Source organism: Algibacter sp. L4_22 (genome assembly GCF_023473045.1).
Lineage (GTDB): Bacteria > Bacteroidota > Bacteroidia > Flavobacteriales > Flavobacteriaceae > Algibacter.
This window is the reverse complement of record NZ_JAMCOK010000004.1, coordinates 76376-91909: the sequence shown is the minus strand read 5'-3', so window position 1 is coordinate 91909 and position 15534 is coordinate 76376. Positions and strand designations below refer to the sequence as shown.

7 protein-coding genes are annotated in these 15534 nt (G+C 33.2%); 4 read left to right on the top strand and 3 right to left on the bottom strand.

Going from position 1 to position 15534, the window contains the following annotated elements:
• Positions 1–551 precede the first annotated feature (551 nt).
• From M4I23_RS12110 to M4I23_RS12095, 4 genes are all read left to right on the top strand, one after another.
• Positions 552–3761 (top strand): SusC/RagA family TonB-linked outer membrane protein, encoded by a 3210-nt coding sequence (locus M4I23_RS12110; RefSeq protein WP_158850780.1) that lies wholly within the window; start codon positions 552–554, stop codon positions 3759–3761.
• 58 nt (positions 3762–3819) lie between these two features.
• A complete protein-coding gene (locus M4I23_RS12105) occupies positions 3820–5535 on the top strand; it encodes a RagB/SusD family nutrient uptake outer membrane protein (protein WP_158850782.1) in 1716 nt (571 codons plus the stop codon).
• Between the two features lie 412 nt (positions 5536–5947).
• A complete protein-coding gene (locus M4I23_RS12100; RefSeq protein WP_158850784.1) occupies positions 5948–9247 on the top strand; it encodes a TonB-dependent receptor in 3300 nt (1099 codons plus the stop codon).
• A gap of 18 nt (positions 9248–9265) precedes the next feature.
• Positions 9266–10972, top strand: a complete 1707-nt coding sequence (locus M4I23_RS12095; RefSeq protein ID WP_158850786.1) for a RagB/SusD family nutrient uptake outer membrane protein — start codon at positions 9266–9268, stop codon at positions 10970–10972.
• Between the two features lie 360 nt (positions 10973–11332).
• On the opposite strand, the gene M4I23_RS12090 is transcribed toward M4I23_RS12095, so the two are convergent.
• The 3 genes from M4I23_RS12090 to rhaD form a co-directional block, all read right to left on the bottom strand.
• Complete coding sequence (locus M4I23_RS12090; RefSeq protein WP_249754550.1) at positions 11333–12637, bottom strand: FGGY family carbohydrate kinase; 1305 nt, start codon at positions 12635–12637, stop codon at positions 11333–11335.
• A gap of 225 nt (positions 12638–12862) precedes the next feature.
• Positions 12863–14650, bottom strand: coding sequence for an L-fucose isomerase (locus M4I23_RS12085; RefSeq protein WP_249754549.1), 1788 nt, complete (start codon positions 14648–14650; stop codon positions 12863–12865).
• Between the two features lie 18 nt (positions 14651–14668).
• Positions 14669–15463: a rhamnulose-1-phosphate aldolase gene (gene rhaD, locus M4I23_RS12080; RefSeq protein WP_249754548.1), complete on the bottom strand. Its 795-nt coding sequence runs from the start codon at positions 15461–15463 to the stop codon at positions 14669–14671.
• Positions 15464–15534: the final 71 nt, after the last annotated feature.

Sequence of the window (15534 nt, the reverse complement as noted above, 5' to 3'; positions counted from 1 at the left end):
AAAAAAACAAACTGATTTTATCTACACATATAAGTATGTTATAAAAATATACTTATTTATGTTTTATGAGTTGAAATTTCGACCAATAACTTAGGGTTATAGATAAAAGTCGTTTTCGTCTCACGTCTTTTAGGTTTCATAAAAGACTAAAGGAATATTATTCAGTAATCAGGTGTATGATAGCGTACTAGGTTGTATTTGTAGGTTTTAAGAGCAAGAATTTATGCTGTGCTTAGGTGCGTATCTGGAGGTAAATACTGCTTTTTGTAAGATAAGAAACACGTTTTATGTTAAGGATTATCCTAGTGATAATGGGCTTTTAGGTTGTGTTTTGATTATTTGTCGAGAGCTAGAGGTCATTGGTCGAAATAGTTACCTGTTAACTTTAAAGAACTTATAAATTTATTACATTCTTAATGTAAATTTTAAAAGTATTAGTATTAAAAGTATTCTATATTGTTTAAACAATATTGAGTGTTGATTAATATTTTTGCTTGAAAATAAAATTAAGAATATCTAAAAAAAAATATTGTTAATTAATTCGAATTTCTATGAAAATTAAATTAAAAAATTTCTCTTTCTATCGAAAAAAAGAGCACTTAAGTTTTTTCTTGAGCGTATTGGTTTTTTCGTGTGTTTCTGCTAGTTACGGTTTGGAACCTATTATGAGTGTAGAATCTAAAAAAACTACAAACTATTTACAACAACAAGTAAAAGGACTTATTACAGACGTTAACGGGCAACCTATTCCGGGTGTTAATGTTGTTGAAAAAGGTACAACAAACGGAGTTCAATCTGATTTTGATGGTGGCTTTTTTATTAGTCCATCAAACGAGAATGCCGTTTTGGTGTTTTCATTTGTTGGTTTTGTCACAAAGGAAGTTCCTATTGGTAGCCAAACAGATATTACAGTTGTTTTGGCTGAAGATATTGCACAACTGGATGAAGTTGTAGTTGTTGGTTATGGTACACAGAATTCTAGTAAAGTAGTAAGTTCTGTAGTTCAAGTTACTAATAAAGAACTAAATCTAGAGAAAAGACCTGTAACTAATGGATATTCTGCTTTAGTAGGATCTGTTCCTGGTTTAGTTATGAATAATACTAGTGGTTCTCCAGGAGCTATACCTAGTATTCAAATTAGGGGAACTAGTACTATTGGCGATGCTAATGATGTATTGGTTATAATTGATAATTTTGAAGGTTCTTTATCTGATATTAATCCTCAGGACATTGAAAGTGTATCTGTTTTAAAAGATGCTTCTGCTGTAGCTGTTTATGGTGCCCGTGGTGCAAATGGAGTATTATTGGTAACCACTAAAAAAGCATCTAGAAATAAAAAGACAACTGTAAGTTATAATATGACGAGTTCTATACAAACAACTCCGAGATTACAACAAACATTAAATTCTAGCCAATATATGGCGTTTCAAAATGATATTGCTCCGGGGACTTGGGATGAGAATTCTGTAAGTTTGGCTAATAGCGGCTTTTACCCTGAAACTAATTGGATAGAAGAAGTTTTTGAAAGTAGTGCTGTGCAACAATCTCATAGTTTAACCTTATCTGGTGGATCTGAAAACACAGGGTATTTAATGACAGGAAGTTACCTTACGCAAGAGGGGTTAGCGCTTGGAGAAGATAAATTTGAGAGATTGAATTTACGTTTAAAAATAGATACAGATATTAATAGTTGGTTAAACGTTGGTACTAACACATTAATTAGTAATAGAATAGATAAATCTGTAGAGGTTGTAGGAGGAACTAATGTAAGAGGTTTGCCTTTTTATCCTGTAAAAACGGAAGATGATTTATGGGTAAGTAATGGAACTGCAGATGGGTCTAACCCAGTAGCAAGTGCATCTTCAGGAAGCTTTAGTGAATCTGATTTAGATAGAATAAATGTACAGTTATACGCTAAAATAACACCTGTTAAAGGATTATCTTTGGAGGAACGTGTATCTTACATAAAAACTAATGAGTATGCAAGAGCATGGTCTAATCCATTTGCATCAGTAGGTCTTGATGCTACGGATCCTGACTCTTACACAAACCCAGATTCTGCAAACAGAGATTATTTTTCAGTTTCAACAGATGAAAGAGTATTAGAGGTACAATCTACTAAATCTCATAATTTTCGTTCTTTAACCTCTTTAACATACGAGTTTGAGAAAGGAAAACATTCTGCAAAAGCATTTTTAGCAATACAAAGTGAGAGTGGAGAATCAGAACTTTTAGCGGCAAGTAGAACAGGATTTCTTTTTGATAATATTATATCGTTAAATCAAGGTGAGCTTGTAAACGATTCTAACACTTATGATGGTCTTGGAAACACTGAGACTAGAGGTGGTAATGCAAGAACTTTGTCTTATATAGGTAGGTTTAACTACAGTTTTGCCGATAAATATTTAATTGAAGCATCTTTTAGAAGAGATGGGTCTTCTTATTTTACAGACGAAAATAAATGGGGCTTTTTTCCATCTGTTGCTGTAGGTTGGGTTGCTTCTAGAGAGAAATTCTTTGATAACGTTAATTTTGTAAATCTATTAAAATTTAGAGGGTCATACGGTTCTGCAGGTTCAGATGGTACGTTAGGTTCTGTAACTCAGCAATTAGTAACTTATGATGCTTCTGGATATCCTTTAGGAGGAGTTTCAAATGCAAGACTTGGAGTAGATAACTTTGTAAACCCTGATTTAATTTGGGAAACATCAACAATATTAAACATTGGAATTGACGCTTCATTATTCAATAGAAAACTAGACATTGGAGCTGAGTACTTTGTGAATAATCGTAAAGATATCTTGGATAATATTTCTTCAACGGCATACGAATATGGTTTTGGAGATGCGCAAGGTAACCCATATGATGTTAGAAGTTCTGGTTGGGACTTTAATATAAAACATAAAAATACTATTGGGAAATTCAAATATTCTGTTGGAGCTAATATCTCTAATTATGATAATGAAATTACTCGTATTGAAGGTGGTTCGGAAAGTAATAACCTGCAAGTAGGTTTAAGTGTAAATAATAGATTTGGGTATCAAGTAGATGGCTTTTTTGACAGTCAAGAAGAAATTGATACTTATGTTACAAGCGATGGAACGCTTATAGACCAGAGTAACGTTAGTGGTGCTAATGGTGTTGGAACTTACTTAGGTGGATTTAAATATATCGATCAGTTAACTATAGATAGTGATGGAGATGGTGTAATGGACACTGGAGATGGTGTTATTGATAGTGAAGATCGTGTTACAATAGATGATAATAGTGATAGAAACTGGAATGTTGGTTTTAACTTAGGAGTATCTTACGAAAACTTAACATTATCAGCTCGATTTTATGGTTCATTTGATAATAATCAGTATTGGAATTCAGCAAATGTAGTAGATCCGTTTTTAGGTGGAGGTATTCCATGGACATACCAATTAGATTACTGGTCTGAAGGAAATACAGATGCACTTTTACCAAGACCTGTTAGTACAAGTAATGAAAATTATAATAGTGCTGTAGATCACTTTATTGTGGATGCAGAATTTATTAAGCTACAAAACGTAACGCTTAATTATGATTTTGGTGAAAACATACTTAATCGTATTTCATTTATTAAAAGTATGAATTTATACTTGTCTATGGAGAACGTTGGAGTGATATGGACTAACAGTCCTGTATATGAGCATGGTTGGGATCCTGAATTAGGTGTGAATAATGTGGATTACCCATTACCATTTACTACGGCATTAGGTTTAAATATTAAATTTTAAAACTATGAATAGAATAAAAATATATCAAAAACATTTATTTTTAAATATATTATTTAATATGAAATATATAAAAACATACAAATTAGCATCTCTACTTGTGTTGCTTGTTTTCATTACATCTTGTAATGAAGACTTTCTAAAAGTAGATGATCTAGATGATCTTGATTTATCTACTGTTTACCAGTCGGAAGAAGATTTAAATTTAGCATTAAATAACCTTTACTTTTCATTGCCTAATTTAGATGTTGAAGATCCGTTATTTTCGATAGATGCAAACCAGGCCTATATTGTTCCTTATTTTTGGACAGATGATGCAATACATAGAAATATTGCAAATACTGCAGATAACCAAGGTTCAGATTTTAATTGGAGTGATAGTAGAAGATCTTTAAGAACTTTTTATAGATATCAAGATATTGCAAATATTAATTTTTTCTTAGAGTCATTACCTGGTGCTACGTTTCAAACAGAATCTAATAGAGAAAGATTTGCTGCAGAAGCAAGGTTTTTTAGAGCATGGATATATGAAACTATGGTATTAGCTTACGGAGATGTTCCATTAGTAACAACAACATTAACACCTGCTGATAACCCTGCTAGAACACCAAGACAAGAAGTGTTTGATTTTATTATTAGTGAATTAGATGAAATTGACAATCATTTACCAGAAACATACTCAGGTGACGATGTTGGTCGTATAACTAAAGGTGCTGCATTAGCATTAAAATCGAGAGCATATTTAAATGCTTTAGGTTGGCATTCGGACCAAAATGCTTTATATGAAGGAGCAGAGGCAGCTTGTTCAGAAATAATTAACAGTGGTGTTTACGCTTTGGTAGATGGTATTGATGGTTTTAAAGAGCAGTTTACTCCAAATAGCGATTTAATATCTCCAGAAACTATACTTGCAACAATTTACGTAACAGGTATTAATGTAAGTAGATATGCGTTGCAGGTTTCTCCTAGAGATTTATATAAAGGGATTAATGGTAGTGGAAATAATCAAAGAAGACCAGGGTTTACTTCAAATTTTATAGAAGAAGTTCAAACTATCAATGGTTTATTTCCTAAAGATGATTCAACATACGACCCTGCTAACCCTTGGGTGAATAGAGACCCTAGACTTGAGGCTTCTGTTAGGTTACCTTTAGATGAATATCTTGGAACTGATGGTGTAAATAATGATATCTTTTTACCTCACCCATCTTATGGAGATACAAGAGATAGAGTTCAAGGCTCTAACAATAACCCAACGGGATATGGTTTTAAAAAGTATACAGATTATACTATGCTTAACAATATAGAAGGAGATGCTGATCTTAAAATAATTAGATATTCTGAAGTTTTACTGATGTATGCTGAAGCTTTAGCAGGACAAGGAAGAGATGGAGAAGCTATAACATATTTAGACCAAGTACGTGAACGTGTTGGAATGCCAAAATATGCAGATATTGGATTACCAACTGTAACAAGAGGAACCACTGGTAACTCCATGATCGATGCTATTCTATTAGAAAGACGCTATGAATTTGCTGGTGAAGGCCCACAACGTTGGTTTGATATTTGGAGATATAAATTAGGTAACCAAGTTATTGGTACTGTTTATGGAATTCCTGATGATGTAGACTTACCGGGCGATTTAATAGGTCCAAAATACGATTCATCAGATCTTGAAATTTATCAAAGAGTTTGGGATGATAATTACTATTTATTACCAATTTTTATTAACTTTTTAGATGATAATGTTAATCTAACACAGAATCCTGGGTACTAAAATTCAGAGTATTTATTCATAATAAAACCTCCAATGATTTAAAATCGTTGGAGGTTTTTTATTTGGTTTAAACACCTTGAATATTAAAATTTTATACACCCCGATACCATAATTTAATCAATTTCTTATTGTCTGTATAAAAAGGGTTCTTTTTTAGTTAATAAAAAATTAACATGATTTTAATACTTATCTGTCGAATGGTAGGTGTTGTTTGTCGAAATTCTTATCTTCATTACGTTTAGAATATATAGGTTTATTATGTTTTTAACATTGTTTTATGAAAATAAACGCTACAAAACCGAATTCGTTTAAGATTTTTTTTGCTTTCGTTTGTTTTTTTTAGAAGATGTTTAAAGATGAAAAGCTATTACTAACCACAAAAATTTTTAACTATTAATTAACTCACATTTCTATGAAAATTAAATTACACAATTTCTCTTTCTATCGAAAAAAAGAGCACTTAAGTTTTTTCTTGAGCGTTTTAGTTTTTTCGTGCGTTTCTGCCAGTTATGGTTTGGAGCCTATCACGAGTGTAGAATTTAAAAAAACTACTAACTATTTACAACAACAAGTAAAAGGAACAATTACCGATATTAACGGTCAACCAATACCCGGTGTTAATATTGTAGAAAAAGGCACAGCTAATGGAGCTCAATCTGATTTTGATGGAGGTTTCTCGATAACACCATCCAATGCAAATGCAGTGTTAGTATTTTCATTTGTGGGATTTGTTACAAAAGAAGTTTCTGTTGGAGGCAAAACAACACTTAAAATTGTTTTAGATGAAGATATCTCTCAATTAGACGAAGTTGTTGTTGTTGGGTATGGTACACAGAAAAAAGTAAATTTAACCGCAGCAGTATCTCAAGTTGGTGCAGAAACTTTTGAAAACAGACCTTCAGCAAATGTAGCTCGTTCATTGCAAGGTTCCGTACCAGGATTAGTAATTAGTAACTCATCTTCTGGTGGTGCGCCTGGTGCTGATACCAATATTAATATACGTGGATTTTTAACTAGTGCAGGTAGCGGTGGTAATGTTCAAGAATCTTCGCCATTAGTACTTGTTGATGGTATTGAAATGAATTTAAATGATATTGACCCTGAAAGTATCGAAACTGTTTCTGTACTTAAAGATGCTGCAGCAGCCTCTATTTATGGATCACAAGCTGCAGGTGGAGCCATATTAATTACCACAAAAAGCGGTAGTAATATGAAAGGGAAAATTAGAGTAACTTACAGTACTAACTACGCTTTAACCCAACCAACAAAAATTCCCGAATTAGCTAGCCCCATTAATTTTGCTTATGCTGTTAATGATTCTAGGATAAATAATGGTCAAAACCCATATCATGATGAAACAGATTTAGCTAATATTTTGGCCAACATGGCAAACCCTGGAAGTGCGCCATCAATAGGTGTTAATGCTGCGGGTACAAACTGGAACTATACCAGTATTGGAATTGATGCTACAGGTGCTACCGATTGGACTGAAGTTTTATATAAAGATTGGGCTGAAAGAACTAAACATAACTTAAGTATATCAGGTGGAGATCAAAAATTAAACTATTATTTTTCTGCTGGGGCTTATGACGAAGGTGGTCTTTTGAAAGTAGGAGATGAATCTTTTCAACGATACAATCTTGATGCAAAAATTTCTTCACAAGTTAATAAATGGTTAAAAGTAGAATTATTAACTAAAGTTTTAAAAAGCTACTCAGATTACCCAACGCAAGGAGGTACAGATAATGACTTATCTGGAGTTTTAGACTTATTATCTAAAATAAAACCAACCTTTCCTTTAGTAGATCCTATTTATGGAGAGGAATGGCTTGGACACTCATATTTTCCGTTTTGGGCTACTCAGCGTTTTAAAACAGAACAAAATCAACTTGTTTTATTACCAAGATTTATTATTGAGCCTATTAAAGACTTGAAATTAAACGTTAATCTTAATTATAAAAGAAGTAATAACTATGAAGAAGAGAGTATTTTATCAAGTCAACAAATAAGACCTGCCGGATTTATTGATAGAGTAGCACAGCAAAACACATCTTATTCTCCAGCTTTTGCAACAACCGAATATTTTTCTCCTAACATTTTTACTACTTATGATAAATCTATTGGGAACCATAACCTTAATGCTACAGTAGGATACCAAAGTGAGGTGAATAATTTCCATAGTTTAGGTGCACAGACTGATTATTTAATTTCTGATAATGTAGTTTCTATAAATGCATCTTTAGATGATGATCAACTTGTAAGTGAAGCCATAACGCATTGGGCAACACAAAGTGTGTTTAGTAGATTTAGATATAATTACAAAGAAAAATATTTATTTGAATTTAGCTACCGAAGAGATGGATCTTCTAGATTTGCTCCAGAGGATAGATGGGCTGGTTTTCCAAGTTATTCGGCTGGATATAATGTAGCTAAAGAGAATTTCTGGCCAATAGATGCTATTAACACCTTCAAATTAAGAGGGTCTTATGGTACGTTAGGAAATCAAAATGTTAGTAATTATTTGTATTTATCTAATATAGAATTAAATACTGGCGGAACAAGCTATTTATTTGATGGTCAACGCGAAACTTACGCTTTTACGCCAGGTTTAGGTAGTGAAAACTTAACTTGGGAAAAAGTAAAAACTACAGATATTGGTTTTGATCTTAGCGCATTTAACAACAAACTGGATATAGGTTTTTCTTGGTATCGTACAGATATCGAAGGCATGGCTACAGGTGGTCTTAATTTACCTGCACAGTTAGGAACAAATGCTCCTGTAGCAAACGCAGGAATTTCAAGAGTTCAAGGATGGGAAGTAGAGGCTAAATGGAGACAAAATATAGGTAAAGATTTTAGTTATAATATTAGAGCGGTACTTTCAGACTATACAAGAAGCATAGTAGATTACCCTGTTCCTGATGGAACAGCGGAGCAATCTTTAACTCAAACCTACTACCCAGGACAGGATTTAGGTACAATTTACGGTCTTACATGGGATGGCTGGTTTTTAACAGATGAAGAAGCAGCAAATCATCCTATAGACCAAAGTGCGGTTACTGGTTGGTCTTATTCAGCTGGTGATACAAAATATAAAGATCTTGATGGCGACGGATCTATAAACAGAGGCGCATGGGAAGTTGGAGATACTGGAGATTGGAGTGTACTTGGTAATACTACACCACGTTATCAATATGCAGTAAATCTTGGTTTTGTCTATAAAAATTTAGATTTTAATGCTTTTATACAAGGTGTTGGAAAAAGAGATGTCGTAGTATCTAATCACCAAAGGTTTAGAGGTCCTGCTCAAGGCGCATTTCATGCTAATGTTTGGGAAGAACATTTAGATTATTTTAGACCTGAAGATACCACAAATCCATTAGGTCCAAATTTAGATGCTTATTTCCCAGCACCATACTCTGCCAACCCAGGTAGAAATAACAAAAATTATAGTCAAGTAGTTGACCGTTATATACAAAATGGAGCTTATGCTAGATTAAAAAGTTTACAATTAGGATATACAATACCTAAAGATGTAACTAGCAAGCACGGTATAACCAATTTTAGACTTTATGTTACCGGAGAAAACCTATTTACAGTTAACGATATGCTCTTCTTTGATCCAGAAAATATTACAGCTGGTGTAACAGGTAGTGCCATATCTTACCCGTTACAGAAAATTGTATCCATGGGATTAAACGTATCATTCTAATTACAAAATTGTAGAAATATGAAAAATATAATAAAATTATTTATTTTAAGTACAGCAGTGACTTTGTCGTCTTGCGAAGACTTTTTAGAAAAAACACCTTTGGATGTTGTCTCGGAGGTTGATTTTTATAGCACACCTGGTGATTTAAGAGCATCAGTTAATGCTTTTTATAATGATTTACCAGGTTGGTCAAATACTAATGTAGGTTTCTCTGTACTACCCGATCTTGATTCTGATATGGGTATTGCTGAAAATATAAACTCTAGACTTAGTGGTCAAACAGGTGTAGCTACAGAGTCTTCAAATTCAGTTTGGAGTTGGGACGAGGTAAGAGAAGTTAATTGGCTTTTAGATCATGTTGATCAAGCAGAAGGTGATCAAACAGAAATTGACCAATACATAGGAGAAACTTATTTTTTTAGAGCGTATTACTATTTTAATCTTTTAGTTGATTACGGTGATTTACCAATATTTGATAAATATTTTGATGATAAGGATGAAGAGTTTTTATTCGCTGCTAGAGAACCAAGAAATGAAGTAGCCGATTTTATTCTTTCGGATTTAACCACTGCTATTTCTTTATTACAATCTTTTCCAGATATCTCAACAAGTCCTCGTGTAAGTAAAGAAGCTGCTTTATTACTAAAAGCAAGGATTGCTCTTTATGAAGGGACATGGGAAAGGTATCATAATGGAACAGCTTTTGGCGTAGAAGGCTCTAACGGTTCTGCTTATTTAGAAATCGCTGCAGATACTTCTGAAGAACTTATCGATAGTGGTGTATTTACACTTGAAGATGATTATTCTTCTTTGTTTAACCAAGTTGGACTGAGCGGTAATAGCGAAGTAATGCTTTGGAGAGATTTTAATGACGATTTAGGTTTTAATAATAGTTTACAACTTTCTTGGCCGAACCGTTGTGCTTATACTAGAGAAGCAATACGTAGCTATTTATGTATTGATGGTGACCCTATTTCAGTAAGCGATTTATACGATGAAGGAGATAAGTCTTTAGCTACAATTGAAGTAGACAGAGATCCAAGATTAGCCGCTTTAATAATGGTGCCTGGAGATTTAATTAAAAGAGATGGTAGCTCAACTGTTGCTTATATAGCTCCTGATTTCACTACTGCTAATGCAGGACTTACGGGGTATGAATCACAAAAATATAGAAATATTGATATAGATCCTGTTACTAGTGATTTTACTAAAAACACGTCCAAGGTTATAATGCGTTATGCTGAAGCTTTATTAATTTTTGCTGAAGCTAAAGCAGAATTAGGTACCATTACTCAAGCTCATTTGGAAAAGTCTATTAATAAGTTACGTACTCGTGTAGGTATGCCTGGTATAACGTTAGGATCAATAACTATGGATCCTGATTGGCCAAATTATGGATATACCCTTACAGATATTTTGTATGAAGTTCGTAGAGAACGTACTGTTGAACTAATGGCAGAAGGTTTTAGACTTGATGATTTATTACGTTGGAGAGCTCATGAATTAGTTAATGGAACCACTCCTAGAGGAGCATATTTTTACGATGGTATTGTAAATTCAGATACACCAGAATCAAATGTAACGATAGATTCTGAAGGTTATATTGCTCCATTTCTTAGTTCAGACCCTTATAATTTTGATGAAAGTAAAGCATATTTATTGCCTATACCAAGTAACGAATTAATACTTAACCCTAATTTATTACCACAAAATCCAGGTTGGTAAAATTTATTTAATAATTAGTTTTTTTAATTAAAAAGCTCAACATCAAATTTTGATGTTGAGCTTTTTTTTATAAACGAATATAAATAATTTATAGAATACCTTACCCCTTATTAAGTAAAACGCCTTATCTATTTCAATACTACTTTTATTTTTAGTGCTCCATTACTTTTATAACCATCATTAAAAATAGTTATAATTAATTAAAACCCTCCTGATTAAATAACTGTAAGCTTCTTAGAAAACCGAACTGGTTAAAATAGTTCTATACAAGAAAAAGTATTGAATAAATTGCTAGAGAATATGGGGTTGGCTCATTGGTGTTTTACAAATCATATTCGTTCTTAACCATGTGAAATATAATTACAAATAATCTTTCATCAACAAAGCCGCACCTAAAGCACTTTCATTTTTACAGTCTGAAATTTTAACAGTTATATTTGGTCTTATACATTTTAAAAACTTAATAAACACTTCATTTCTATTAAATCCTCCAGAAATAAATACATTTGAAATTTTAGAGTTTTTATCCGATATTAAATTAATACCAGAAATTACTTTTTTTGAAATTTCAAAAATTAACTGATAGTAAGCCGTTTCATAAGAAAAAAAGTTTTTCAGTAATTCAGGGTGCGCTTCAAAATCGGTATCAATACCTTCCGCTAAAAATATGCGGGCATCTTGATCCATTAATTCTTTACAAAGCGTGGTATTTAATACTAAATCCATATACGTATTGATATCTACTTTAAAATAATCACTCAACGCTTTTAAATATACCTCGTGAATACGCCCTAAAAACTGCATGGACGATTTTACTTGCTGCTTTTCAGGTGTCATAAAACACAAACAATTATGTTTTAATTGATCCTGTGTTAAAGTTTCTTTGCTAAACGGATTCATAGCAATAATCCAAGTTCCCGTAGAAAGTAAAACAAAATCTTTTTCTTTTTCCAAAATAGGGATAATAGATGATGAACTATCGTGCAACCCTGTACCAACAGCAATGCTTTCTCCATTTATTTCGGATATTACAGCTTTATTACCTTTACAAGGTTCTGGTAGTATAATATTTTCATCTTTTAACCATTTATGGTATTGCATGGTATCAAAATCCCAAGTAGCTGTATGTGCACCTACAGAGGTAAAATCGGCCGTTATTTTCTTTGTAAATAAATAACTTAGATATTGTGGGTAATGCAAAATAGCATCGACTTGTTTCCATATATCCGGTTTGTTCCTCTTAAGCGATAACATTTGGATTCCTGTATTTAACATGCCATAAGCTGGTGATGCTGTTTTCCTAGAAAACTCTTCGACACCTCCTTGCGATTCATAAAAACCATTATAATCATTGATATCCAATGGTTTTAAATAATTATACAATGGAGCAATGCGTTTTCCTTCTTTATTTAAATATACCAATGAAGCGCCATGTGTTGAAAAATTTATAGCTTTAATTTTATAGATACCTTGATCTTGAATTTTTTTTATCTCGTTTTGAATCCAATTTTCAATCGATTCTATATCGTCACAACAAAACCCATCATCATCTTTAATTTCTTTAAACTGAATGGCATTTTGAGACACCACTTTAAACGTTTCATCAAATAAAAATATTTTTTTATTGGTTTTCCCTATATCTATAACTGCTATAACTTTTTTCATGCGTATAAGTTTTATTTGTGCTTTTGGTATTATGATATTTGTCCATTAAGAATATAAATGGACAAAAAAATAAAATATTCTATGAGTTAGAATATTAAAAAATGAGCGACCTTCCTTTTTATAGATTTTACGTCGTTAAAAGGATAAGCCACTCATCATTCTACAAATCAGATCAGGTATTTTAAACTAAAAAAATATACCTCTCCTTTTTTTATATTGCTATTATTATTCTTTAAAACCGTAAAGTGGCCCGTAGTTTTTACAAGCTCTATAATCGCCTCCCTCTAGGTTTTCACCAAAAGCCGACCATGCACTTGGTCTAAAAACATCATTTTCCTCTACATTATGCATGTTCACAGGAATGCGCAACATAGCCGCTAATGAAATTAAATCGGCACCAATATGGCCATGAGAAATTGCACCGTGATTAGCACCCCATTTAGACATTACAGTATAAACATCTTTAAAAAAGCCCTTACCTGTTGTTCTTGGTACAAACCAAGTTGTTGGCCATGTTGGATCTGTTCTTTCATCTAAAACTTTATGAACATCATCTGGTAACTCTACACTCCACCCTTCAGCAATTTGTAAAACAGGTCCAATCCCTTTAATTAAGTTTATTCTACACATAGTTAAAGGCATAGTTCCTTTGGTTAAAAACTGAGAAGAGAATCCGCCACCTCTAAAATATTCGGTTGTAGCCGGTGGCCATTTTGTATTATCTAAACATCTCTTAACATCATCCTCGGTAATATCCCAGAAAGGTTTCATGGTAGGATTTCCATCAGCATCTTTTTGTTGAGCCGTAGCATCTAAAGTTGTAGAACCAGAGTTAATTAAGTGAATGATACCGTGTTCTGCAATTCCAGTTAATTTTTTACCAGTTACACGTTTTACAGATTCTGGACTCCAATAGGTTCTTACATCTGAAAACAACTGCGCTTTATTAGTCAATAAGTGACCAAATAACATAGAAATAGCATTTAAACAATCGTTTTCCGTAGCAAAGGTATAGGCTTGACGAATACCATTCCAATCGAAAGATGAGTTTAAAATAGACTCTGTAAAATCGGCATTAGGCTGATAATCTGTCCATTGGCGTTGTCCTTGAAATCCGCCCATAATGGCATTTCTTCCTTTAGATTCTTCACCAAATCCCAAAGCTTTCAACTTAGGATTTCCATTCATTAAATCTTTACAGATCAAAGTCATTTTTACAACTTTTTTCCACTCTTCATCTTTTTGTTCACGTGTTTTTTGTGATTCTGGACTATTTCTATCTTCGCCTTCTTCACAATTTTCTTTGGTCCAAGCTAAAGCTTTTTGATACTCTTCTTGATCAAAAATATTATTATCAATACGTCTTAAAATCTCAATAGACTCTACAAACTCTGCTCTAACTCCTAAGTAGTCTTGTAAAAAGTTTACATCAACCATAGAACCAGCAATTCCCATAGAACTATAACCTATAGATAAATACGATTTACCTTTCATTTGAGCGACTGCTAAAGCCCCTTTTACAAAACGTATAATTTTTTCTGAAACATCTTGAGGAATACTTTGATCGCCTCCATCTTGAACTTCTTTACCATAGATTCCAAAAGCAGGTAATCCTTTTTGAGAATACCCTGCTAAAGCAGCAGCTAAATACACCGCTCCAGGTCTTTCTGTTCCGTTAAATCCCCAAACGGCTTTAGGTGTTAACGGATCTGTATCCATAACTTCTGTTCCATAACACCAACATGGAGTTACTGTTAATGAAACCTCTACGCCTTCTCTTTTAAACTTATCTGCACAAGCTGCAGCATCTGCAACACCGCCAATTGTTGTATCTGCAATAACACATTCTATTTGTTCTCCACTTGGGAAACGCAATGTATCTTGTATTAATTTTGCAGCCGCTTTGGCCATATCCATACATTGAACCTCTAAAGATTCTCTAACTCCTAATTCACGCCCATCGATAACTGGGCGAATGCCTACCTTTGGTAGTCTACCTATTAATCTACTCATGATATATAATGCTTTAAATTATGTAAATTGTTCTAATTCTGTTAATTGAGCGTTCGATAAGCCTGCTGGTTTAAATCCTGCAGCCCAGCACATCATTAACATTTTAGCGCCTTTGTTTGCTACATCTAAAAAGTCCCAAGCTTTCATGACATCGGGAGCGGTAGACGTTGCACCATGTTTTTCCCATAGGGATACGTTTCTTGTTTTAAACGCTTCCATAGTTACTTCTGCTAAAGCTGCTGTGCTTGATAAAGCATATGGTGTACAGTGAATGCCTTTAGGTACAAATACTTTCACCTCTGGGCACATCATCCAAATTTGTCTGTTTAATTCGTCTTCATTATCAAACAATTCATGATGACTCATACAAATTAATTCTAGCGGGTGGGTATGTACCACAGCTAAGTTTTCTGGATGGTATTGTGAATTGAATAAATGGATACTCGCGTGAGAAATTAACTCGCAGGTAGGACCAAAATTATCACGTTTTCCTCCCCAAATAATTGAATACCCAGTAGCATTTTCATTTATATAAAGAATACAAGACACTTCTTCAAGTTTATCTACTAAATCCCGTAAATAACATCCTGTTCCTGTTATGTAAATAACAAACCCTGCGGATTCTTTAGGAAAATCGAAAGCCACTTCTGTACCAATCCCCTTAACTTCTTCTTTTGTAAAAAAAGACGTTAAATTCATCGATATATTTCCGGCATTTCGTTCTGCCCATTCACGCTGCCATAAATAGCCCGCTACTTCTGACACTTTTTTTAATTCTGTTTCTACCTGTATTGGGAGCTTTAACGTTTTCATAAAATTTGAATAATAATTTATTCCACAAATATACTTGTACACTTCAATGATATAAATATTCAAAATCTGTA